We start from the raw sequence: 21531 nt of genomic DNA on the forward strand, positions 1-21531 counted from the left end.
TGTGGGAGCGGCTTTAGCCGCGAACACCGGCGAAGCCGGTGCCATCCACCGCGTCGTTTGTTTCGCGGCTGAAGCCGCTCCCACAGGCAGGGATTTACGCAGCATTTGTTGGCTGCGTAAAACCTCCGGGCAGCCAAAGCATGCCACCCTCCGATTTCCCCGCTACAATGCCGCCCTACCGTGACAGCCCGAACCTATAACGACATGTCCCTTCCAAAGAATCACCTGGAACTGCTCAGCCCTGCCCGTGACGTGGCCATCGCCCGCGAAGCGATCCTGCACGGCGCTGATGCCATCTACATCGGTGGCCCGAGCTTCGGCGCGCGCCACAACGCCTGCAACGAAGTCGGCGAAATCGCCGAGCTCGTCGAGTTTGCCCGGCGCTACCATGCGCGGGTGTTCACCACCATCAACACCATCCTCCACGACAACGAGCTGGAGCCAGCGCGCAAGCTGATCCACCAGCTCTACGACGCCGGCGTCGATGCGCTGATCGTGCAGGACCTGGGGGTGATGGAGCTGGATATCCCGCCGATCGAGCTGCACGCCAGCACCCAGACCGACATCCGCACCCTGGCGCGGGCCAAGTTCCTCGACCAGGCCGGCTTTTCGCAGCTGGTACTGGCCCGTGAACTGAACCTGCAGGAAATCCGTGCGATTGCCGCTGAAACCGACGCGGCAATCGAGTTCTTCATCCACGGTGCGCTGTGCGTGGCCTTCTCCGGCCAGTGCAACATCTCCCACGCGCAGACCGGCCGCAGCGCCAACCGTGGCGATTGCTCCCAAGCCTGCCGCCTACCGTACACCCTCAAGGACGACCAGGGCCGGGTGGTGGCGTTCGAGAAGCACCTGCTGTCGATGAAGGACAACAACCAGACCGCCAACCTGCGCGACCTGGTCGATGCCGGCGTGCGCTCGTTCAAGATCGAAGGCCGCTACAAGGACATGGGCTATGTGAAAAACATCACCGCCCACTACCGCAAAGAGCTCGACGCCATCCTCGAAGACCGCCCGGCCCTCGCCCGCGCCTCCAGCGGCCGCACCGAGCATTTCTTCCTGCCCGACCCGGACAAGACCTTCCACCGTGGCAGCACCGACTACTTCGTCACCGACCGCAAAGTCGATATCGGCGCTTTTGACTCGCCAACCTTCACCGGCTTGCCGGTAGGCGTGGTGGAAAAAGTCGGCAAGCGCGACATGCAGGTGGTCACCGACGTGCCGTTGACCAATGGCGACGGCCTCAATGTACTGGTCAAGCGTGAGGTGGTGGGCTTCCGCGCCAACATTGCCGAGCCGCGTGGCGAGTTCGAGGAAGACGGCCAGAAGCGCTACCGCTACCGGGTCGAGCCCAATGAGATGCCGGAGGGCATGTACAAGCTGCGCCCGAACCACCCGCTGTCGCGCAACCTCGACCACAACTGGCAACAGGCCCTGCAACGCACCTCGGCCGAGCGCCGGGTTGGTGTGGAATGGCACGCCGTGCTCACCGAGCAACGGTTGATGCTCAGCGTCTGCAGTGAAGAAGGCGTCAGCGTACAGGTTGCCCTGGACGGCCCGTTCGGCGCGGCCAACAAACCGCAGCAGGCACTGGACCAGTTGCACGACCTGCTGGGCCAGCTGGGTACCACGATGTACCACGCCAACGCCATCGAACTGGATGCGCCACAGGCGTACTTCATCCCCAACTCGCAGCTCAAGGCCCTGCGCCGTGAAGCCATCGAAGCGCTGACCGAAGCGCGCATCAAGGCTCACCCGCGTGGCGGGCGCAAGGCCGAGACCACGCCGCCGCCGGTGTACCCTGAGTCGCACCTGTCGTTCCTGGCCAACGTCTATAACCAGAAGGCCCGCGACTTCTACCATCGCCACGGTGTGCAGTTGATCGACGCGGCATACGAGGCGCACGAGGAGCACGGCGAAGTGCCGGTGATGATCACCAAGCACTGCCTGCGCTTCTCGTTCAACCTGTGCCCAAAACAAGCCAAGGGCGTGACCGGCGTGCGCACCAAGGTGGCGCCGATGCAGCTGATTCAGGGCGATGAAGTGCTGACCCTGAAATTCGACTGCAAGCCGTGTGAGATGCATGTGGTCGGCAAGATGAAGAGCCATATCATCGACCTGCCGACCCCGGGCAGCGCGGTGGCCCAGGTGGTGGGGCATATCAGCCCGGAAGACCTGCTCAAGACCATCGTGCGGGCGCCGCACTGATCGCCACCTGGTAACGGCCATTCGCGGCTAAAGCCGCTCCCACTGGATGTGTGTTGCACATCACCCCGTAGGAGCGGATTCATCCGCGAATGGGCCGCCAAGCGGCCCCGCTTTTAAAGTACCCCCAGACCGCGAGCCGTACGATCCACGGCAATCCGGGTCTTCTCCACCAGCTCATCCAGCTCGCTGTGGTTGGCCACCAGCGCCGGCGCCATGATCATCCGCCCCAGCGTCGAGCGAATGATCACCCCCTCTTCGAAACCATACGTCCGGCACTGCCAAGCCAGGTCGTTCTCGTTGGCATAGCGCTTGCGGCTGCCCTTGTCCTCGGCAAACTGCAACGCCGCCACCAACCCCGCGCCCTGCACCTGGCCAATCAACGGATGGTTGGCAAACACCTCACGCAATATACGCTGCAGATACGGCCCGGTATCGTCCTTGACCTGGCGCACGATGCCTTCGTCGCGCAGCGCCTTGAGGTTGGCGATGGCCACCGCCGCCGCCACCGGGTGGCCGGAATAGGTCAACCCGTGGGCGAACACCCCGCCCCGTTCCACCAGCGCTTCGGCGATGCGTTTGCTCAGCACCAGCCCGCCCATGGGCACGTAGCCCGAAGTCAGGCCCTTGGCGATGGACAGGGTGTCGGGCTCGAAGCCGAAGTACTCATGGGCGAACCACTCGCCGGTCCGGCCAAAACCACCAATCACTTCGTCAGCGCACAGCAGCACGTCATATTGGCGGCAAATGCGCTGAATTTCCGGCCAGTAGCTTTCCGGCGGGAAGATCATGCCGCCCGCGCCCTGGAAGGGTTCGGCAACGAAACCTGCGACGTTTTCAGCGCCCAGCTCGAGAATCTTCTCTTCCAGTTGCAGGGCACAACGGCGGCCGAACTCGGCCGGCGTCAACTCACCGCCCTCGGCGTACCAGTACGGCTCGTCGATGTGCGCCACGTCCGGGATCATCCCGCCCATTTCGTGCATGAACTTCATGCCGCCCAGCGCCGTCGCCGCCAGGGTCGAGCCGTGATAGCCATTCCAGCGGCCGATCATGATCTTCTTGCTCGGCTGGCCGACTACCTGCCAGTAGCGGCGCACGGTGCGGATCAGCACCTCGTTGGCCTCGGAGCCGGAGTTGGTGTAGATGGCGTGGCTGTAGTGCCCGGGCAGCAGGCTGAACAGCAGCTCGGACAGCTCGATCACCGCCGGGTGAGTGGTGTGGAAGAACATGTTGTAGTACGCCAGCTGGTCCATCTGCGCGGCGGCGGCGGCGGTCAGGTCCTTGCGGCCGTAGCCGAGCTGGGTGCACCAGAGGCCGGACATGCCGTCCAGGTAGCGCCGGCCATCGTTGTCCCAGAGGTGCAGGCGTTCGCCACGGGTGATGACCCGCGGACCTTCGGCGTTCAGCGCCTTCTGGTCGAGGAAGGCATGGATGTGGTGGGCCGCGTCGCTGGCCTGGTAGTCGCGGGTCTCGCGTTGCGGCGTGAAGGGTGCGTTCATGGTCGTTCTCCGTGAGTGAGGGTCAGCGCAGCTGGAACCAGGTGGTCTTGAGTTGGGTGTACTTGTCGAAGGCGTGCAGTGAGAGGTCGCGGCCGAAGCCCGACTGGCGGCCTCCGCCAAAAGGCACCACCACGTCGAGGGCATCGACCGTGTTGACCGACACGGTGCCGGCCTTCAGGCGTCTGGCGACGCGGTGGGCGCGGTTGAGGTCGTCGCTCCACAGCGAGGCGGCCAGGCCGTAAACACTGTCGTTGGCCAGGCGCACAGCCTGCTCTTCGTCGTCGAAGGCGGTGATCGCCAGCACCGGGCCGAACACCTCATCACGGGCCAGGGCTGAATCGGGGTGTACGTCGGCGAACACCGTCGGCGCGATGAAGTTGTTCGAGCCGTTGAAACTCAGGCGCTGGCCACCGCACAGCAGGCGAGCACCGTCGCCCTGGGCCTGCTCGATGGCGGCCATGATGCGCGCACTTTGCGCCGCGTCGACGATGGCGCCGGCGCGGCTGGCTGGGTCCAGCGGGTCGCCGGGCAGCCAGTCGCGGGCCTTGGCCAGCAGGCGCTCGATGAATTCGTCGTGGATCGAGCGCTGCACATACAGCCGTGAGTTGGCCGAACAGACTTCGCCCTGGTTGAAGAAGATGCCAAAGGCGGCCTTCTCGGCTGCCAAGTCGAGGTCCTGGCAGTCGTCGAACACCAGGTTCGGGCTTTTGCCGCCGCACTCCAGCCACACCTGCTTGAGGTTGGATTGCGCCGAATACTGCATGAAGTACTTGCCCACCTGGGTCGAACCGGTGAACACCAGGCAGTCGACATCCGGGTGCAAGCCCAGCGCACGGCCCGCGCTTTCGCCCAGGCCCGGCACCACGTTGAGCACGCCTTCCGGCACGCCCGCTTCCAGGGCCAGCTCGGCCAGGCGCAGGGCCGAGAATGGCGACTGCTCGGCCGGCTTGAGCACCACGCTGTTGCCAGCGGCCAGGGCCGGTGCGACCTTCCAGGCGGCCATGTCCAGCGGGAAGTTCCACGGCACCACGGCGCCGACCACGCCCAGCGCCTCGCGGGTTACCGTGGCCAGGGCATTGTCGGCGGTCGGCGCCACCTGGTCGTAGACCTTGTCCAGCGCCTCGCCGTACCAGGCAAACACGTTGGCGGCGCCGGGGACGTCGATGGTGTAGGCATCCATCACCGGCTTGCCCATGTTCAGCGAGTCGAGCAGCGCCAGCTCTTCGCGTTGCGCCATCATCAGTTCGGCCAGGCGCAACAGCACACGCTTGCGTGCCGCCGGTGCCATACGGGCCCAGGGGCCTTGCTCGAAGGCGCGGCGGGCTGAACGCACGGCCTGGTCGACTTCGGCGTCGCCACAGGCGGCCACGCTGGCCAGCAATTGGTTGGTGGCCGGGTTGATGGCATCGAAGGTCACTCCGGACTGTGCCACCAACGGGCGACCATCGACCAAGGCCGTGGTGATGAAGCTTTGCCGTGCAGCGCGCTGCTGCCAATCACTTTTCGTATGCACGCAGGTCTCCCTTGCGGACGCGCGGGCGGCCGCTTGTGATGGTTTTTCGTAGGGGCGGATGTGGCGCTGTCAGCGCCTTCGCAGGTAGCTTTCCAGCGGGTCTTTGCTCAAGCCCTCCTGGGCCTGGGCCAGGGAGTCGATGAACAGCGAAAACAGCTCGGATTGCTTGGCGATATCGAGCTTGGTGTAGAGGTTCTTGCGGTGGGTCTTGACCGTGTCTTCGCTGATGCCGAGGCGCTCGGCCAGCGAGCGTGTCGAGTGGCCGCGCAGCAGGTATTGAGCGATGCGGCACTCACGCTCGGTGAGCAAGGACGAGCCGAAGTTGTTCAGGGCAGCGTTGATCTGTCGGCCCAGGGCGCTCTCGAAGCGTCCGCCCACGGCATCGACATCCAGGTGGCTCCACTGCCGCCGCACCACCGCCACCACCCAGGCCGCCACGCACTTCAGGTCGCTGACCTGCTGGCGGTCCAGGCGCCGGGTGCTGGCCAGGGCCACGGCGATGGTCAGGTGTTCACCCAGCGGCACGATGAAGTTCAACTCGTCCTCCAAGTGCGCGTGCTGGTAGAACGACAGGTAGTACTCACTGCGCTTGAAGTGGTCGGGGGCCACGTCGCTGAGGCGAAAGCAGCCAGCCGCCACGCCATCCATGCAGGCCCGGTAGAACGGGCACAGCAGGTAGTAGCCTTCAAGGTAGCGCTGCACGTTGCCTTCCGGCAGCCACGGGCCCTCCTCGTCCTTGACGAACAGCGCCGAGGGCAGGCCCTTGCGTGGGTAGAGGAACACGGTGATGGCCTGGCAAGGTGCGAGCAGCTTGAGCGCGGCGAACAGCGCCTCGACGAAGCCCGGCGTGCCCTGGGCGTCGATGACACGGGCCATCTGCGCGTACCAGTCGGGCGATTTCAGCCGGTCTTTGCTCATTGTCGTTGTCCCATGCCGGGTTGTTATGGTTGGGATTCTTGCATGGGTTGGCGAGGCCGGCCATCACCCTTCGGGGTGAGGTTGTGGCATGCTCTGCAGCACTTTCACTTCAGGGCCTGAACATGCTGATCGACGAAGAACTGACCCTGAAAAAACTCGAGACCTTCCTCGCCTTCATGCGCAGCGGCAACCTCGGCCGCGCCGCCGCCGAACTGTCTACCAGCGCGGTCAGCGTGCACCGCGCCATCCATTCCCTGGAAAGCGCCCTGCGCTGCCCACTGTTCAAGCACGAGGGCCGGCAGCTGATTCCGCTGGAAAGCGCCTATGTATTGGAAAAGAAGGCCCGCCAGCTGATCCAGGATGCCGAGCAGATGGTGCGCCAAACCCGCGAAGCCGCCGGCTTCTACGCCGAGCGCTTCCGCCTTGGGGCGCTGTATTCGTTGACCGTCAAGACGGTGCCGAAACTGGTGATGGGCCTGAAGCTTCGGCGCAGCGAGCTGAATATCGACCTGACCCTGGGCTCGAACGTCGACTTGCTGCAACGCCTGAAAAACCACGAACTAGAGGCGATGCTGGTGTCGCTGGACGAAAGCGTGGCGGACCCTGCCTGCGAGCAACTGCCGTTGTTCTCCGACGATATCTTCCTGGCCGTGCCCACCGATTCGCCGTTCGCCGAACAACAGGAAGTCGACCTGGCCGACCTGGCCGACTCGACCTTCATCACCCTGACCCAAGGCTTCGCCACCCACCGTGATGGCGCGCGGGTGTTCCAGCAGGCGGGGTTCGAGCCGAAGGTGGCAATGCAGGTGAACGATATCTTCACCTTGCTGAGCATGGTCAGCTCCGGCGTGGGGTTCGCCCTGTTGCCGGGGCGGATTGCGGCGGTGTACGAAAACCGCGTGAAGCTGATTGCGCTGCAGGCGCGGTATCGCTTGCAGCAGCATATCGGGGTGGTTTTTCTGAAGGCTCGGGAGCGGGAGCCGAATTTGCTGGCATTGCTGGCGGAATGCCGGATGTATAGCAGGGAGAATTGAGTTGCCCTCTTCGCGGCTGAAGCCGCTCCTACAGACAGGCCACTGTACCTGTAGGAGCGGCTTCAGCCGCGAAGAGGCCCGCGCTCACGCCACCAGGCCACGCATGCAAAAGTACAGCAGTGAAGGCCCGAGCAGGCAGCCCAGTGCGGTGTAAAACGCTGCCGTCAGGCAGCCATAGGGCACCAGCTTGGGGTCGGTGGCCGCCAAGCCACCCGCCACGCCACTCGACGTGCCCATCAAGCCACCGAAGATCACGGCGGTGCGTGGGTTGTTAAGCCCGATCATCGGCGCCACGAACGGCGTCACCACCATCACCAGAATGGCTTTGACCAGGCCGGCGGCAATCGACAGCGCCATCACCTCGGAGCTTGCGCCAATGGCAGCCCCTGTCACGGGCCCGACAATGTAAGTCACGGCCCCAGCGCCGATGGTGGTCAGGCTGACCGCATCGGTGTAGCCGAACGTCATCGCCACGCCTACACCTGCGACGAACGAGGTAGCGATGCCGAAGAACAGTGATATCACCCCGGACACCCCTGCGCGCTTGAGCTCTTCGATGTTGACGCCGAAGGCCGTGGCAACGATGGCGAAATCACGCAACATCGCCCCGCCCAGCAGGCCGATACCCGACAACAGTGGAACATCCACCAAACCTTTTTGCCCGCCCGTGTACACCCCGCCCACATAGGACAAGACCAGGCCAAGGAAGATGGCGATCGCCGAACCGTGCAGACGCCCACGGGTCAACTTGTCGGAGAGCCAGTAGGACAACCACATGGTCACGCCAATGACCGCAAAGCCACTGATCAGGCCGTAGCCGCTGATCACTTTCATCATGGATTCGTACATGGCGGTCACCGTTGCGGGGCAGTCAGGGGTTTGTCGGTGCCCGCCTCAGGCTTCTTTTGCCCAATGCGGTCCAGTAGCGGAACCATGGCAAAGCTTGCGACCACGGCCACCACGCCAGCGAGAATTGCCATAGGCCCGCCCGACAGCGCGCCGAGCACGTTCTGCTGGGCAGCCATGGCGACCACGATGGGGATATAGATGGCGCTCCAGAATTCCACGCCTTGCTCGGACTTGGCTTTGATCAGGCCGCGCTTGTTGAGGTAGCTGCCGATGAAGATCAGCAGGAGCATGGCGATGCCGACACCGCCGACGTTGGCTGGCACGCCCAGGAGCTTGCCCAGGAGTTCGCCGATGAACAGGCCGACAAGGGTACACAGGGCCAGGAAGGCCACACCGTAGATAATCATTGTTATTGTCCTCGCGTTGGGTCGAAGTTGCTTGTTGTTGTCCTTCGAAAAACACGGCAGTTATGGGCGCTGGTTTACCTCCTGACGCAGCAGCGCGTCGACTGTATCGAATCGGGTTTGCTCCAGCGCAACCACCCTGCCCTGTTCGAACATCGGGCGGGCCAGGCCGCTTAGCACGCTGCCAGGGGGCATCTCCAGATGCAGGCGCACGCCGCGTTCATAGGCAGTGCGCAACGTAGCACGCCAGTCGACGAGCCTGGCCATATTGCCGGCCAGGTCATCTCGCAGGCGCTGTGGATCATGGATCGGTCGGGCGCTGCTGCCACTCAGGTAGGTGATGCGTGGGCGCTGCAAGGTAACGTCTGCGAATGCGCGTGCCAGCTCTGCAGCCGGGGCGTCGAGCAGGCAGCAATGGGATGGGACGCTGACCGCCAGGCGCCGGGCCACACCCTGGCCACGGCTGCGCGCACGGGCAGCGACCTCGGCCATGGCGGTATCGCTGCCGGCGATAACGATCTGGTTGTCGCTGTTGAGGTTGGCCAGGTACACGTTGCCACCGACCTCCGCCAGCAAGCGTTCGACGCTGGCCAGGTCGAGGCCGCTGAGGGCGGTCATGCCGTAGCCTTGCGGGTAGGCGCGCTGCATCAGCTCACCGCGCAAGGCCACCAGGCGCACGGCGTCCGGCAGTGCCAATGCCTGGGCTGTGACGGCCGCGGGATAGGCGCCGATCGACAGGCCCGCCACGTAGTCCGGCGCTGGGCTGCGCTGCAGCAACCAGCGCGCCCAGGCGACTCCCGCCAGCAGCAGGCACAACTGCACCGCGCGGGTCGATTGCAGCGCCTGTTGGCTGTCCAGTGCCAGCACCTGTTCGCCGAGGGTGTCGCTGGCCTCCTCCAACAGCGTGGACGAGCCCTCGGGCAATTGATGCAGCATGCCCGGTTGCTGTGCGCCCTGGCCTGGGAAGGCGAACAGGCTGCTCACGCTGCACGCTCCAGCAGGTTCCAAGGGTCGGCCACCAACCGTGCGCCATGCGCCGACTTGAGCAGCACACGGCGCGCCATCCCGGCCCATTCGCGCAGAGCGACGGCGCCAGCGGGGGTTTCCAGTTGCACATCGATGCGGCACGGGCCGCAGTCGAGGATATCAAGCAGCTCTCGCGCCTTGGCACGTGTCAGGGGCTGGGGGGTGCGCAACACCAGGTCGAGATCGCTGACGGCGTGAAGCACATCGACGCCGCTGGCAAGCTGGTACCCCACCCCACCCGTCGGCCCCCAGGCCAGTCCGCTGGCGTCGAGTACCGGGGCCACGGAGGCCAATGCCTGTAGCGCGGGCCAGGGGCTTTCACCCTGCCAGCGCAAGGCTTCGGGCCTCAGTTGTCGACGGATATCGGCGAGCCGCATCTGCGCCGCCAGACGCCGCGCCCGCCCTTCCCCACGCAGGCCCACCGCCACCCAGCCTGCCGCACAGGCAGCACGCCGTACCACCACCGGTTGCCCGGCCGACAGCACCTCTGAGGCCCAGTCTGGCGCATCGGCAGGCAACGCCGCCGGGGTCATTCCCCAGAGCAGATCATGGGGTTGCGGGGCATTCATCTCAGGCCTCCCGCCACTGGCTACGCAGGCGCGAACGCACGTCGCGCGAGGCACTGCGGTGTTCGCCGGCCAAGCGTGAAGAAAGATCGGTGGAGCTGCCGATATCGCGCACGGCCTCGGCCAGGCAGGCACGCACCTGCGCAAGGTCGGCGCTGCTTGGCGTGTCGGCGTTGTCCACACTGAGGCGCCGCCACAGCAGGCCCAGCGATGCATAGCTGGCCAGGTCATAAGCCATCGGCGGCACTTCAGCAGCCAGCGCTTCGAGCTGTTCGACACTGCGCAAGGTGATGCGCGCGGCGGCTGCCTTACCCATCGCGTGCACCATCACCCCGCTGTCATCCAGGGCTATCAATCGCTGAGCCTGATAACCGTGGGCGAGGAAGGCGCCGGACATCGCCTTGCCCACCAGCAGGCCGATCACCGGGTGCCCGGCCAGGCGTGCCTGGGCATAGGCCTGCACCGCGGCGGCCAGGGCCTGGTGGATGCCCAGGGCTTCCTCACGGCGACCATAGGCCTGGCTGGGGACATCGATGACCGCAATGATGGCACGCTTCTCGCCGTGGCGATCCAGCTCGACCGCTTCGCTCACCGCCTTGGCCAGGCCCCAGCCTTCGAGCAGGCCGACCTCGCCAGCGCGCGCCCGGGGGAAGGGGCTGTGCGCATCCGGTACCACGGCGATGAAGCGCGCCAGGCGATTGTCCAGCTCGCCGTCGATCACCCGCAAGGAGGCGGGAAAGCCTGGCAGTGCTTCGCCACCGGCCAGGCCGGGTAGCCAGTTCAGGGCACGGTTCATGAGGCATCTCCTTGGTAAAGGGCGCGCACGGCGGCGGCATCCAGTTGCGGGCAGTCGCCGCCGAGGCTTGCCAGGCGTTCGAGGTACCAGGCGTGGCGGCCCGCGCGGTTGGCGGCTGGCGTGTCGAGCAGTTGCAGCAACTGCTGGCGGATGCTGTCGACGTCATCGGCTACATAGCCGTCTACGAGGCCGCTGGCGTAACGCTGCTCGCCACCGGTCAGGCTCCAGATGAACGGGCGGTCTTTGGCATCGTATTCGCTGATCCCCGCTTCCTGCTCGATCACCTGCGGGCCGTTGAGGCCCAGGCGCGCTTCGCGGGTGACCAGCAAGTGGCTGCACAGGCCGGCGGCGATGGACATGCCACCGAAGCAGCCGACCGAGCCGGTGATCAGGCCGATCACTGGCTGATGGGCGCGCAGTTCGACGATTGCTGCTTGAATCTCGGCAATCGCCGCCAGTCCCAAGTTGGCTTCCTGCAGGCGCACACCGCCGGTTTCCAGCAGCAGCACGGCGCAGGTCGGGATGCCGTTGCGGTTGTCTTCGATGGCCAGTTCCAGCGCGCCGGCAATCTTGGCGCCGCCGACTTCGCCCATGCTGCCGCCCTGGAATCCGCCTTCGATGGCTGCAACCACTGTATTTCGGCCATCGAGCAGGCCCTTGCCGATGATCACGCCGTCGTCGGCCTGGGGCACGATGCCCTGGCGCGGCAGCCACGGTGACATCAACCGGTCGAACGGGCCGAGCAGTTCGCGGAAACTTCCAGGGTCGAGCACGGCGCGGGCGCGTTGGCGTGCACCCAGTTCGACGAAGCTGCGGCTGCGCAGCAGGCGTTCAGTGTCAGTCATGGGCGATCTCCTCGAACGCTTGCTCCAGGCGCAGACGGACAACGCCAGGGGTAGCGCCGAAATCATGGATGTCGAGCTTGACGGCTGGCCAGGCGCGGCCTTCGAACAAGCGCTGGAACAGCTGGTCCCAGCGCGCGCCGCTGCCGTTGACCGAGGTCACCACCTGGATCTCCAGGCGGCCGGCAGTGCCGGGTTCTATCAGCACTTCCAGGTCGCCGGAGCTGACGCAGCCTACCAGGGTGCGGCCACGGCCCGGCTCGGCGGCGGGGAATTGAAAGGTCAGGGTTTCCATGTCACAGGCTCCCGGCTTTATCGAGGAACAAGCAGGCGGCCAGCAGATCGGCGGCGCCGCCCGGTGAGGCGTTGAGGCGTAGCAACTGGGCGTCCAGCTGGCGCAGTTGGCGGCGGCCAGCGAGTGTGGCGCTGCCGCCTGCGGTCAGCACGTTGCGGGCGCCCTGTTGCAGGGTTTGCAAGCCTTCTGGGCCAGCACGCCAAAGCACGCAGGTGTCGCTGAGTGACGCCATGATCGCCAGCAAGGCATCGAGCTGAGCGTGGTTCTCGCTGGCGCCGGCAGCACGGCTGCGGCGCAGTTGCGGCAGGCCGTGTTGGATCACGGCGGGGAAGCCTTGCTGAGCTTGCTCGCGGGCACCGCTGGCGCCGTAACGGCGACGGACCTGGGTGCCGTGGCTGTCCTGAACGCAAGCTGCGGGGTCGTCGATCAGGGCGATGCGACCGGCACGGGCGGCGATGGTGACTGTGTCGGCCTGGGCATCGAGTGCACGCGCCGCAACCAGCAGACCCAGCGCCCAGATTGCACCACGATGGGTATTCACACCGCCTGTAGCAGTCAGCATGGCGGCCTCACCTTCGCGGCCGATGCGACCGAGTGCAGCACGCAGCGGCAGGCCGATTTCGCCGTGGATCTGCGCGGCTTCGGCCATTTGCCGCAGGCAGGGCCACAGGGCCAGCGCCGAGGCATGCATCAGGGGCAGGGTCATGTCGCTGTGCGCGCCGCTGCTGCGGCGGTCGACCAGACCGGGTTTGGGGGACAGGTCGGCTTCGTCGATCAGGGCTTCGATGGCCAGGTCGGCAAGGTGGTCGGCCAGGGAGAGCTGGGTTGGCTGTGCTGGCCTCATCGCGGCTGAAGCCGCTCCTACGGGGATCGCTTGTGCAGTCATTTACCAGCTCCTGAACCGTGCGGGTGGGTTGTAAAGGCCACCGGACCACTCGACCAGGTCGGCGATGCTGCGTGCGGCCAGCAGCTCGCGGCTGGCGTCGGTGCGGCGGATGCCGAGGTCTTCAGGCAGGGCCACCAGGCCTTGCTGGCGCAGGCGCAGGGTGTCCTTGGGGTCATGGCGCAAACCGATGGCGGTGACCCCGGCCACGGCGGCAATCATCTGCTGGCGCTCCTCCAGGCTGCGGGCCTTGTACAGGTAGGCGATGCCTTCTTCGGTGAGCAGGTGGGTGACGTCGTCGCCGTAGATCATCACCGGTGCCAGCGGCATGCCGGCCTTTTTCGCCACCTCGACGGCATCAAGGGTTTCGACGAAAGTGGGTTTGCCGCCTTCCTGGTAAGTCTCGACCATCTGCACCACCAGCTTGCGGCCGCGCTCCAGCATTGTGTCCGGCACGGTCATGTCGAGCCAGGCCGGGGTGGCGTGGCGTCGGCCGCGGGGGTCGTGCCCCATGTTCGGCGCGCCGCCGAAGCCGGCCAGGCGACCGCGCGTGACTGTCGAGGAATGGCCATCGCCATCGACCTGCAAAGTGGCGCCGATGAACAGGTCGACCGCGTACTGCCCGGCCAGTTGGCACATCATGCGGTTCGAGCGCAATGAGCCGTCGCGGCCGGTGAAGAACACGTCCGGGCGTTGCGCGATGTAATCCTCCATGCCCAGTTCGGTGCCGAAGCAGTGCACACTTTGGACCCAGCCGGTTTCGATGGCGGGGATCAGCGTCGGGTGCGGGTTGAGCGTCCAGTTGCGGCAGATCTTGCCTTTCAGGCCCAGCGACTCGCCGTAGGTCGGCAGAATCAGTTCTATGGCGGCCGTGTTGAAGCCAATGCCGTGGTTGAGCGACTGCACCTGGTGTTTTTCATAGATGCCGCGGATCGCCATCATCGCCATCAGCACGTGCACGGGTTTGATATGGCGCGGGTCGCGGGTGAACAGCGGCTCGATGTAGAACGGCTGGTCGGCGACCACCACGAAGTCCACCCAGGAGGCGGGAATGTCCACGCGCGGCAGGTCGTCGACCCGGTCGACCAACTTGTTGACCTGGGCGATGACCAGGCCATCGCTGAAGGCAGCCGGCTCGACCAGTGCCGGGGTGTCCTCGGTGCTGGGGCCGGTGTACAGGTTGCCGTCGCGGTCGGCCATGAAACCGGCGACCAGGGTGACGTTAGGGATCAGGTCCACCAGCAGGCGCGAATAGAGTTCGATGTAGGTGTGGATGGCGCCGACTTCGAGCAGGCCGTCCTCCAGCAATTGGCCGATGCGCAGGCTTTGCGGGCCGGCGAAGGAAAAGTCGAGCTTGCGGGCGATGCCGCGTTCGAATAGGTCCAGGTGCTCGGCGCGGCTGACGCTGGGCATGATCATGTGCAAGTCGTGCAGGCGCTCGGGGTCGGCTTTGGCCAGGGAGCGAGAGAGGAAATCAGCCTGTTTCTGGTTGTTGCCTTCGAGCACTACCCGGTCGCCGGGGGCGATCAGCAGTTCGAGCGCTTCGACAATGCGCTCGGTGGGCAGCACCACACCGTCGGCCAGGTGTTTGACGCGGTCCAGGCGGCGCTGTTTTTCCGCGCGCCGCCTCGACCATTGCGGCGGTGGATTCTTCGTTATGGTCATTGGGTGACTCCACGGGTTCGCTGTCGTGGAGCCACCTTAGGGCGGTGGACGATGGGCGATCAATCAAGCAGGAGGGGTGATCGTTACGCTAAGGTTAATGGATGTAGGAGCGGCGGTGCGGCGATCCGATTCATACGCGATGCGCCGCGCGGCGGCGCTCGATCTAAAGTACGCTACAAAGCCCAAGCCGCATAAATGCACGACCCCCCTGCAGATTTGCCAATTGTGCCAGGCAAATTTGCATGACAGGATCCTGCAATACTCCGACGCACTCCAAACTTCACTTGGAAAATCAATAACAAAGCAGGGAGAACGCGATGACCGCGCATGCTCACATCTCGGCAACGGATCATGTCTTGGCCGAGGTCCGTAACCAGATTGGCCACCTCACTCTCAACCGCCCCGCCGGCCTCAACGCCCTGACGCTGGAAATGGTGCGCAGCCTGCGCCAGCACCTCGACCGCTGGGCCGAAGCCCCCCAGGTGCAGGCCGTGGTCCTGCGCGGCGAAGGCCCCAAGGGTTTCTGCGCCGGCGGTGATATCCGCTCGCTGTACGACAGTTTCAAGGCCGGCGAGACCCTGCACGAAGACTTCTTCGTCGAGGAATATGCGCTCGACCTGCTCATCCACCGTTACCGCAAACCGGTGCTGGTGCTGATGGACGGCTTTACCCTCGGCGGCGGCATGGGGCTGGCCCAGGGCTGCGACCTGCGGGTGGTCACTGAACGCAGCCGCCTGGGCATGCCCGAAGTCGGCATCGGTTATTTCCCGGACGTCGGCGGCAGCTATTTCCTGTCGCGCGTCCCAGGCGAATTGGGCACCTACCTGGGCGTCAGCGGCGCGCAGATCCACGCCGCCGATGCGCTGTACTGCGGCTTGGCCGATTGGTTTGTGCCAAGCGAGAAGCTCGCCGCGCTGGACGAAGGCCTCGACCGCCTGAGTTTCGGCGACCATCCGCTCAAAGACCTACAGAACCTGCTGGCCAAGCTGGGCAGCCAGGTGTTGGAAGATGCCCCTCTGGAGCAGTTGCGCCCAGTCATCGATCACTTCTTCGCCCTGCCTGACCTCGCGGCGATCATCGAGCAGCTGCGCGCCGTCAGCATCGGCAACAGCCACCAATGGGCACTGGCCACCGCCGATCAGCTGGAAAGCCGCTCGCCACTGGCCATGGCCGTTACCCTGGAGATGCTGCGTCGCGGCCGTCACTTGGCACTGGAGGACTGCTTTGCCCTGGAGCTGCACCTGGACCGTCAGTGGTTCCAGCACGGCGACATCATCGAGGGCGTGCGCGCTCTGATCATCGACAAGGACAAGCAGCCGCGCTGGAACCCGCCAACCCTGGCCGGCCTGCAACGCCAGCGGGTCGACCAATTCTTCGAAGGCCTGTGAGCCGGGGAGTACGCAGATGCAAGACCTCGAACTGAACGAAGAGCAGATCATGATCCGCGACATGGCCCGGGACTTCGCCTGCGGCGAGATCGCCCCGCATGCCCAGGCCTGGGAAAAGGCCGGCTGGATCGATGACGGCGTGGTGCGCAAGATGGGCGAACTGGGCCTGCTGGGCATGGTGGTGCCCGAGGACTTCGGTGGCAGCTATACCGACTACGTGGCCTATGCCCTGGCGGTAGAAGAAATCGCCGCCGGCTGCGGCGCCACTGGCGCGATGATGAGCATTCACAACTCGGTGGGCTGCGGCCCACTGCTGGCTTATGGCACGCCCGAGCAACAGCAGGCCTGGCTGCCACGCCTGGCCAGCGGCGAGGTGATCGGCTGCTTCTGCCTGACCGAACCGCAGGCCGGATCCGAAGCGCACAACCTGCGCACCCGTGCCGAGTTGATCAACGGCGAGTGGGTGATCAATGGCGCCAAGCAATTCGTCAGCAACGCGCGCCGCGCGGGCCTGGCAATCGTCTTCGCGGTGACCGACCCGGAGCTGGGCAAGAAAGGCCTGTCGGCGTTTCTGGTGCCGACTGACAACCCGGGGTTCAAAGTCGACCGCAGCGAGCACAAGATGGGCATCCGCGCGTCCGACACCTGCGCCGTCACGTTCGACAACTGCCGCATCCCGGCGGCCAACCTCCTTGGCGAACGCGGCAAGGGCCTGGCCATTGCCTTGTCCAACCTCGAAGGGGGGCGCATCGGCATTGCCGCCCAGGCACTGGGCATCGCCCGTGCGGCGTTCGAAGCGGCGCTGGTGTATTCCCGCGAACGCATCCAGTTCGGCAAGCCAATCAATGAGCACCAGAGCATCGCCAACCTGCTGGCCGACATGCAGGTGCAGGTGAACGCCGCCCGCCTGCTGATCCTCCACGCCGCCCGCCTGCGCAGTGCCGGCAAGCCGTGCCTGTCTGAGGCCTCTCAGGCCAAGCTGTTCGCGTCCGAGATGGCTGAGCGGGTGTGTTCGATGGCGATCCAGGTGCATGGCGGGTATGGCTACCTGGAGGATTACCCGGTGGAGCGGTATTACCGCGATGCGCGGATTACCCAGATTTATGAGGGGTCGAGCGAGATCCAGCGGATGTTGATTGCGCGGGAGTTGAAGCACTATCCCTTGTAGTTCGGACTCGCTCTGTAGGAGCGGCTTCAGCCGCGAACACCGGAGAAGCCGGTGCCAGCCACCGTGTCGGCTGCTTCGCGGCTAAAGCCGCTCCCACAGGTTGATTGCATTCAGCGTCGCTGTTTGAAAGTTTCCGAAGGCAACAACCCAAAGCGCTGCCGGTAGATCTCCGAAAACCGCCCCAGGTGCAAAAAACCATAATCCATCGCCAGCTCGGTGACGCTGCGCACTGCGCAGCTGCCATCGCTGAGGCACGCATGCACCCGCTCCAGCTTGCGCTGGCGCACATACTGCTTGGGCGTGGTGCCCAGGTGGCGGTCGAACAGCGCATACAGCGAACGCACACTCATGCACGCCTGCTCCGCCAGGGTCTCTGCGGCCAGCTCCAGTTTCAGGTTGCGGTCGATGTAGTCGAGGATCCGCTCCAGGCTCGCACCCGGCGTTCCCAGGCTCTCGCGGCGGATGTTGGTGCTCATCAGCGTGAGCAGTTTGCTGGCAACGATCTGGCTGTAGTGCCCCTGCACCCGTGGCAATGAATCACTGACCTCAGCCTCATGGCAAACCATGGCCAGCAGGTTGACGAAGCCGTCCAGTTCCTCCAGCCGGTAGTGGTTGCGCAAGAACCGCACACCGCCGTCCGGCCGCTGCCAGCGCTGCTCCTCGCAAATCGAGTCGAGCATGTGCGTTGGCACCTTGAGAATGAATTTCTCGCAGTCTTCCGAGTAGGTGAGGTCGACCGGATCGTCGGGGTTGATCAGCAGCAGCTCGCCCGGCACCAGGTGGTGCTCGCGCTGATGCCCGCGCCACAGGCAATTGCCGTTGAGCAGCACCTGCAGGTGATAGATGGTTTCCAGGGCCGGCGAGGTAACCCGCACGCTGCCGCCGTAGCTGATGCGGCACAGGTCGAGTTCGGCGAACTTGCGGTGGCTGAGGCTGGCCTGGGGATGGGTGGTGCGCGACAGGCCGATGCAATGCTGGCCCACGTGCCGGTTGACGTAGTCGGACACGGCGTAGGGGTCGGCGTGATGGAACACGCTACTGCGCTCGCTCAGCAGGCGGCTTTCCATAGGCAAGGCACTCGGAATCGTTATTGTTCTGGTCGCCGCTTCCTACGGGCCTAAGGGCCTGTGGTTGCGGTCGTTCACGGTCATTGACGCTTACACACTAAGCAAAAGGCGGGGGCTGGGCAATGAGATGTTGGTATTGGGTGGGCGGATAACGGACAGCCGGGCACAAGCTATCGGCCGATTATCGAACGCTGGCTTCCTGCCGCCCTGCCCACCCTTGGCTGCGCGCCCGGAACTGGCGTGGGGCGATGGCGAAGAGCTCACGAAAGCGCCGGTAGAAATGCGGGAAGCTGACGAACCCGCTGGCCACCGCCACTTCGGTCAGCGACTTGCTGGTGTGCTGCAGCAACTGCCGGGCGTGGGTCAGGCGCAACTCCAGGTAATAACGCGGTGGCGTGGCCTGTACATGGCGACGGAACAGGCGTTCCAGGTGGCGGCGGGACAAACCGGCGTGCTCGGCGATTTCGTCGATGCCGATCGGGTCTTCGATGTTCGCGTGCATCAGCTCCAGCGCCAGGCGTACCCCGCGCGGCAAGCTAGGGTCGATGTCCGGGGCGCTGGCGGGGGCATCACTGAGAATCCGCGAACGGTCGCAGGCCAGCATCTGCTCCACTGCACGGCGCAAGCCATTGCCGCCCAGGTGTTCAAGCAGTGTCAGCATCATGTCCAGCGCACTGCTGGCGCCGGCGCAGCTCATGCGCCGGCGGTCCAGGACATGGGGCTGGCGACTGATGCACACCTTGGGGAACAGTTCGCTCATCATCGCCCGGCCATCGGGGTGGAACGCGCAGTCGTGATCGTTGAGCAAACCTGCCTCGGCCAGGAAATAGGCGCCATTCCATAAGCCGCCCAGCAGGCAACCGAGGTGGTCTGCCTGGCGCAACTTGGTGCGCAGCAAGGGGGCGGACTCCAGGCGTACGCGGAAACCGCCGCACACCAGCAGGCTGTCCAGGCCCTGCACGTCCAGGTCGGCCAATGCCGTGTTGACCGGCAGCGCGATGCCCAGGTCGCTCATTACCTGCTCGCCCTCGCCCACCACCTGGATGTGGAACAGCGGCGTGGCGCTCATGAGGTTGGCGGTGACCAGGGTGTCCATGGCGGCGGTGAAGGCCATCATCGAGAAATGCTCGCGCAAAACGAAGGCTACGCGCTGGCAGGGCAATGACAGCGGGGTTCGGCCAGCCGGGTCTAGGTGGGCCAGGTTGGTGTTTTTGAGGATGCTTTCGAAGTGGCTCATGGTGTTGACTCAACAGCGGGGATCGCGGTGAATTTTTCGCGGGGCAAGCCCGCTCCCACAGGTCTGAGGTCCACCCTCGATCTCTGTGGGAGCGGGCTTGCCCCGCGAAGGGCTCACCTCTTTTTACTTACTGGCCTGGGTAGCCGCCGCACGCGACGCCTGCAGCCACTGGTCGAACTGCTGACGATGCGCCGCAACCCATTCCTTGGCATGGCGGGTGATGTCGGCAGGCTTCTTCTCGCCCTGCTGCATCTTCAGGTTCTGCGCACTTTCGTCGGCCGTGGTGATCTGCATCAGCGAGAGGAACTTGGTGGCCGCCGGGTTCTCTTCGGCGAACTCCTTGTTCAGCACCGCCTCAACCTTGTCGACCGCGAAGCCCAGGTTCTTGCCCTTGTACATGGTGTCGACATTGTTGTTGCCGTCAGGCAGGTCGGTCTTCGGCACTTCCAGCCAGACCACGTCCTTGTCTTCGACCAGCACGGTGGAGATCCACTGCGGCACCCAGGTGAAGTACAGGATCGGCTTGCCTTCCTTGTAACGGGTGATGGTGTCGGCCATCAGGGCAAAGTACGAACCCTGGTCGACGTGCACGCTTTTATCCAGGTCATAGGCCTTCATATGGTGCGCGATGACCAGCTCGCAGCCCCAGCCGGGGTTGCAGCCGGTGAGGTTGGCCTTGCCATCGCCATCGGTGTCGAACAGCTTGGCGATTTCCGGTTTCTTCAGGTCGGTGATGTACTTGATCTTGTACTGCTCGGCAGTCTTCTTGTCGATCAGGTAGCCCTGCAGCACGCCAGGCATGATATCGCCGGCCTTGACCATCACGTCGTTGCCACCGGCCTGTTGGTAGAACTTGTCGTGCAGCTTGTCCCACAGGTGCACGGTGAAGTCGGCATCGCCGTTGGCCAGGGCCACCATCATCACGCCGTATTCGGTTTCCTTCGGTTCCTGAACCTTGTAGCCCAGCTCGCGCAGGCCCTCCATGGCGACTTCGCCACGGAAGCGCTCTTCGGCGATGGAGGGGAAGATCGGCGTCACCTTGACGCCCTCGCCCGGCTTGTCGGCCGAGGCATTGGCGGTGAGCGAGGCGATCACCAGGGCCAGGGCGCCGGCGCCTTGCAGGATGCTGCGGGAGAACTTGGATTCCAACATCGTCGCGTACCTTCTTCTGGTTTTTATAACGTGTGCGGCAGTTCGAATACGTGTGTTTCAGGCGGTCTTGCGCCGCTCTGCAGCCTGGCCCGCACCACACAGGCGCAGCACCACGCCGACCGGGCCGGTGTGGTACCAGCGCACGCTCGGGTCGGCGCTGCTGCGTGCACCCATGGCCTGGGTCAGGCGGTCGAGGAAGATCGCCAGCAGCACCAACCCGACGCCACCCACGGTGGCCAGGCCCATGTCCAGTCGGCCGATGCCCCGCAGTACCATCTGGCCCAGGCCACCCACCGAGATCATCGAGGCGATCACCACCATCGACAGCGACAGCATCAGGGTCTGGTTGAGGCCGGCCATGATGGTCGAGGTAGCCAGCGGCAGTTGCACCCGGGTCAGCATCTGCCGGGGCGTGCAGCCGAAGGCGCGGGCGGCCTCGATCTTGTCTTCCGGCACCTGGCGGATGCCCAGGTTGGTCAGGCGCACCAGTGGCGGCAAGGCGAACACGATGGTCACCAGCACCCCAGGCACATTGCCGATGCCGAACAGCATCACCACCGGCACCAGGTAGACGAACGCCGGCAGCGTCTGCATGGCATCGAGGATCGGCCGGATGATGCTTTCCAGGCGGTTGCTGCGGGCGCAGATAATGCCCAGCGGGATGCCGATGACGGCGCAGAAGAACACCGAGGTGAGTACCAGCGCCAAGGTGGTCATCGACTCCGACCACACCCCGATCAGCCCCAGCAAGGTCAGGGTGATGAAGCACAACAGCGCCATGCGCTTGCCCGCCAGCTGCCAGCCGAGCAAGGACGACAGCAGGATGCCGATGGTCGGTGGGATGCTCTGCAGGGTGAATTCGATGCCGTTGAGCACCTGGTCGATCGGCCAGCGAATGGCGCGGAACACTTCGCGGAAGTTGTGCACCAGGAAGTTGAGGGTTGCGGTGACCCAGTCGCCCAGGGGGATGGTGGCCGCCTGGAAGGGGTCGAGAAGGCTGAACTCGGACATGAGGGCTTACCTCTTG

20 protein-coding genes are annotated in these 21531 nt (G+C 64.9%); 4 read left to right on the forward strand and 16 right to left on the reverse strand.

Going from position 1 to position 21531, the window contains the following annotated elements:
• The first annotated feature begins 204 nt into the window (after positions 1 to 204).
• Entirely contained in the window at positions 205 to 2205 is a 2001-nt protein-coding gene (locus ACIQUF_RS04565; RefSeq protein WP_403128944.1) for a U32 family peptidase, read from the forward strand.
• Between the two features lie 113 nt (positions 2206 to 2318).
• Here ACIQUF_RS04565 and ACIQUF_RS04570 read toward each other — a convergent pair whose 3' ends face one another.
• From ACIQUF_RS04570 to ACIQUF_RS04580, 3 genes are all read right to left on the reverse strand, one after another.
• Entirely contained in the window at positions 2319 to 3701 is a 1383-nt protein-coding gene (locus tag ACIQUF_RS04570; RefSeq protein WP_403128946.1) for an aspartate aminotransferase family protein, read from the reverse strand.
• Positions 3702 to 3723: 22 nt separating this feature from the next.
• A complete protein-coding gene (locus ACIQUF_RS04575) occupies positions 3724 to 5214 on the reverse strand; it encodes an aldehyde dehydrogenase (RefSeq protein WP_403128948.1) in 1491 nt (496 codons plus the stop codon).
• A 69-nt stretch (positions 5215 to 5283) separates the two neighbouring features.
• On the reverse strand, positions 5284 to 6132 hold the full coding sequence (locus ACIQUF_RS04580; RefSeq protein ID WP_403128949.1) for a LuxR C-terminal-related transcriptional regulator: 849 nt from the start codon (positions 6130 to 6132) through the stop codon (positions 5284 to 5286).
• A 122-nt stretch (positions 6133 to 6254) separates the two neighbouring features.
• Here ACIQUF_RS04580 and ACIQUF_RS04585 point away from each other — a divergent pair, with 122 nt between their 5' ends.
• Positions 6255 to 7166 (forward strand): LysR substrate-binding domain-containing protein, encoded by a 912-nt coding sequence (locus tag ACIQUF_RS04585; protein WP_346615500.1) that lies wholly within the window; start codon positions 6255 to 6257, stop codon positions 7164 to 7166.
• Positions 7167 to 7250: 84 nt separating this feature from the next.
• Here the strand turns inward: ACIQUF_RS04585 and madM are convergent, their stop codons facing one another.
• From madM to mdcA, 9 genes are read right to left on the reverse strand one after another with little or no spacing between them, the layout of a single operon-like run.
• Positions 7251 to 8015 carry a malonate transporter subunit MadM gene (madM, locus tag ACIQUF_RS04590; protein ID WP_403128951.1) on the reverse strand — a complete coding sequence of 255 codons (765 nt, stop codon included), beginning with the start codon at positions 8013 to 8015 and terminating at the stop codon, positions 7251 to 7253.
• 5 nt (positions 8016 to 8020) lie between these two features.
• On the reverse strand, positions 8021 to 8422 hold the full coding sequence (gene madL, locus ACIQUF_RS04595) for a malonate transporter subunit MadL (protein WP_403128953.1): 402 nt from the start codon (positions 8420 to 8422) through the stop codon (positions 8021 to 8023).
• Between the two features lie 60 nt (positions 8423 to 8482).
• Complete coding sequence (mdcH, locus tag ACIQUF_RS04600; protein WP_403128955.1) at positions 8483 to 9403, reverse strand: malonate decarboxylase subunit epsilon; 921 nt, start codon at positions 9401 to 9403, stop codon at positions 8483 to 8485.
• Positions 9400 to 10014 carry a malonate decarboxylase holo-ACP synthase gene (locus tag ACIQUF_RS04605; RefSeq protein WP_403128957.1) on the reverse strand — a complete coding sequence of 205 codons (615 nt, stop codon included), beginning with the start codon at positions 10012 to 10014 and terminating at the stop codon, positions 9400 to 9402. Before ACIQUF_RS04605 ends, mdcH begins: the two co-directional genes overlap by 4 nt.
• Position 10015: 1 nt before the next feature.
• Positions 10016 to 10807 carry a biotin-independent malonate decarboxylase subunit gamma gene (mdcE, locus tag ACIQUF_RS04610; RefSeq protein ID WP_403128959.1) on the reverse strand — a complete coding sequence of 264 codons (792 nt, stop codon included), beginning with the start codon at positions 10805 to 10807 and terminating at the stop codon, positions 10016 to 10018.
• Positions 10804 to 11652 carry a biotin-independent malonate decarboxylase subunit beta gene (locus ACIQUF_RS04615; protein WP_403128961.1) on the reverse strand — a complete coding sequence of 283 codons (849 nt, stop codon included), beginning with the start codon at positions 11650 to 11652 and terminating at the stop codon, positions 10804 to 10806. The genes mdcE and ACIQUF_RS04615 overlap by 4 nt, the downstream gene beginning before the upstream one ends.
• Positions 11645 to 11944: a malonate decarboxylase subunit delta gene (locus ACIQUF_RS04620; RefSeq protein WP_400804126.1), complete on the reverse strand. Its 300-nt coding sequence runs from the start codon at positions 11942 to 11944 to the stop codon at positions 11645 to 11647. The genes ACIQUF_RS04615 and ACIQUF_RS04620 overlap by 8 nt, the downstream gene beginning before the upstream one ends.
• A gap of 1 nt (position 11945) precedes the next feature.
• Complete coding sequence (locus ACIQUF_RS04625; protein WP_403130276.1) at positions 11946 to 12788, reverse strand: triphosphoribosyl-dephospho-CoA synthase; 843 nt, start codon at positions 12786 to 12788, stop codon at positions 11946 to 11948.
• Positions 12789 to 12830: 42 nt separating this feature from the next.
• Complete coding sequence (mdcA, locus tag ACIQUF_RS04630; RefSeq protein WP_403128963.1) at positions 12831 to 14492, reverse strand: malonate decarboxylase subunit alpha; 1662 nt, start codon at positions 14490 to 14492, stop codon at positions 12831 to 12833.
• 317 nt (positions 14493 to 14809) lie between these two features.
• Between mdcA and ACIQUF_RS04635 the strand changes: the two genes are divergently transcribed.
• On the forward strand, positions 14810 to 15880 hold the full coding sequence (locus ACIQUF_RS04635) for an enoyl-CoA hydratase/isomerase family protein (protein ID WP_403128965.1): 1071 nt from the start codon (positions 14810 to 14812) through the stop codon (positions 15878 to 15880).
• A gap of 16 nt (positions 15881 to 15896) precedes the next feature.
• Positions 15897 to 17048 carry an acyl-CoA dehydrogenase family protein gene (locus ACIQUF_RS04640; protein ID WP_403128967.1) on the forward strand — a complete coding sequence of 384 codons (1152 nt, stop codon included), beginning with the start codon at positions 15897 to 15899 and terminating at the stop codon, positions 17046 to 17048.
• A 110-nt stretch (positions 17049 to 17158) separates the two neighbouring features.
• Here ACIQUF_RS04640 and ACIQUF_RS04645 read toward each other — a convergent pair whose 3' ends face one another.
• The 4 genes from ACIQUF_RS04645 to proW form a co-directional block, all read right to left on the reverse strand.
• On the reverse strand, positions 17159 to 18115 hold the full coding sequence (locus ACIQUF_RS04645; RefSeq protein ID WP_403128969.1) for an AraC family transcriptional regulator: 957 nt from the start codon (positions 18113 to 18115) through the stop codon (positions 17159 to 17161).
• Between the two features lie 181 nt (positions 18116 to 18296).
• The gene (locus tag ACIQUF_RS04650; protein ID WP_403128971.1) at positions 18297 to 19352 is read right to left on the reverse strand and encodes a GlxA family transcriptional regulator; all 1056 of its coding nucleotides are present in this window, start codon (positions 19350 to 19352) and stop codon (positions 18297 to 18299) included.
• A gap of 123 nt (positions 19353 to 19475) precedes the next feature.
• A complete protein-coding gene (proX, locus tag ACIQUF_RS04655; protein ID WP_403128973.1) occupies positions 19476 to 20504 on the reverse strand; it encodes a glycine betaine/L-proline ABC transporter substrate-binding protein ProX in 1029 nt (342 codons plus the stop codon).
• Between the two features lie 57 nt (positions 20505 to 20561).
• A complete protein-coding gene (gene proW / locus ACIQUF_RS04660) occupies positions 20562 to 21515 on the reverse strand; it encodes a glycine betaine/L-proline ABC transporter permease ProW (protein WP_403128975.1) in 954 nt (317 codons plus the stop codon).
• Positions 21516 to 21531: the final 16 nt, after the last annotated feature.

The organism is Pseudomonas sp. NPDC090233 (assembly GCF_044772285.1).
In the GTDB taxonomy this organism is placed as follows: Bacteria; Pseudomonadota; Gammaproteobacteria; order Pseudomonadales; family Pseudomonadaceae; genus Aquipseudomonas.

Bases quoted from the DNA above. Each gene is read 5' to 3' on its own strand.
- proX (WP_403128973.1), bottom strand. From the start codon at position 20,504: ATGTTGGAATCCAAGTTCTCCCGCAGCATCCTGCAAGGCGCCGGCGCC.
- ACIQUF_RS04635 (WP_403128965.1), top strand. From the start codon at position 14,810: ATGACCGCGCATGCTCACATCTCGGCAACGGATCATGTCTTGGCCGAG.
- ACIQUF_RS04570 (WP_403128946.1), bottom strand. From the start codon at position 3,701: ATGAACGCACCCTTCACGCCGCAACGCGAGACCCGCGACTACCAGGCC.
- ACIQUF_RS04620 (WP_400804126.1), bottom strand. From the start codon at position 11,944: ATGGAAACCCTGACCTTTCAATTCCCCGCCGCCGAGCCGGGCCGTGGC.
- madL (WP_403128953.1), bottom strand. From the start codon at position 8,422: ATGATTATCTACGGTGTGGCCTTCCTGGCCCTGTGTACCCTTGTCGGC.
- madM (WP_403128951.1), bottom strand. From the start codon at position 8,015: ATGTACGAATCCATGATGAAAGTGATCAGCGGCTACGGCCTGATCAGT.
- ACIQUF_RS04640 (WP_403128967.1), top strand. From the start codon at position 15,897: ATGCAAGACCTCGAACTGAACGAAGAGCAGATCATGATCCGCGACATG.
- ACIQUF_RS04565 (WP_403128944.1), top strand. From the start codon at position 205: ATGTCCCTTCCAAAGAATCACCTGGAACTGCTCAGCCCTGCCCGTGAC.
- mdcE (WP_403128959.1), bottom strand. From the start codon at position 10,807: ATGAACCGTGCCCTGAACTGGCTACCCGGCCTGGCCGGTGGCGAAGCA.
- ACIQUF_RS04615 (WP_403128961.1), bottom strand. From the start codon at position 11,652: ATGACTGACACTGAACGCCTGCTGCGCAGCCGCAGCTTCGTCGAACTG.
- ACIQUF_RS04605 (WP_403128957.1), bottom strand. From the start codon at position 10,014: ATGAATGCCCCGCAACCCCATGATCTGCTCTGGGGAATGACCCCGGCG.
- ACIQUF_RS04580 (WP_403128949.1), bottom strand. From the start codon at position 6,132: ATGAGCAAAGACCGGCTGAAATCGCCCGACTGGTACGCGCAGATGGCC.
- mdcA (WP_403128963.1), bottom strand. From the start codon at position 14,492: ATGACCATAACGAAGAATCCACCGCCGCAATGGTCGAGGCGGCGCGCG.
- ACIQUF_RS04585 (WP_346615500.1), top strand. From the start codon at position 6,255: ATGCTGATCGACGAAGAACTGACCCTGAAAAAACTCGAGACCTTCCTC.
- proW (WP_403128975.1), bottom strand. From the start codon at position 21,515: ATGTCCGAGTTCAGCCTTCTCGACCCCTTCCAGGCGGCCACCATCCCC.
- ACIQUF_RS04625 (WP_403130276.1), bottom strand. From the start codon at position 12,788: ATGAGGCCAGCACAGCCAACCCAGCTCTCCCTGGCCGACCACCTTGCC.
- ACIQUF_RS04645 (WP_403128969.1), bottom strand. From the start codon at position 18,115: ATGGAAAGCCGCCTGCTGAGCGAGCGCAGTAGCGTGTTCCATCACGCC.
- ACIQUF_RS04650 (WP_403128971.1), bottom strand. From the start codon at position 19,352: ATGAGCCACTTCGAAAGCATCCTCAAAAACACCAACCTGGCCCACCTA.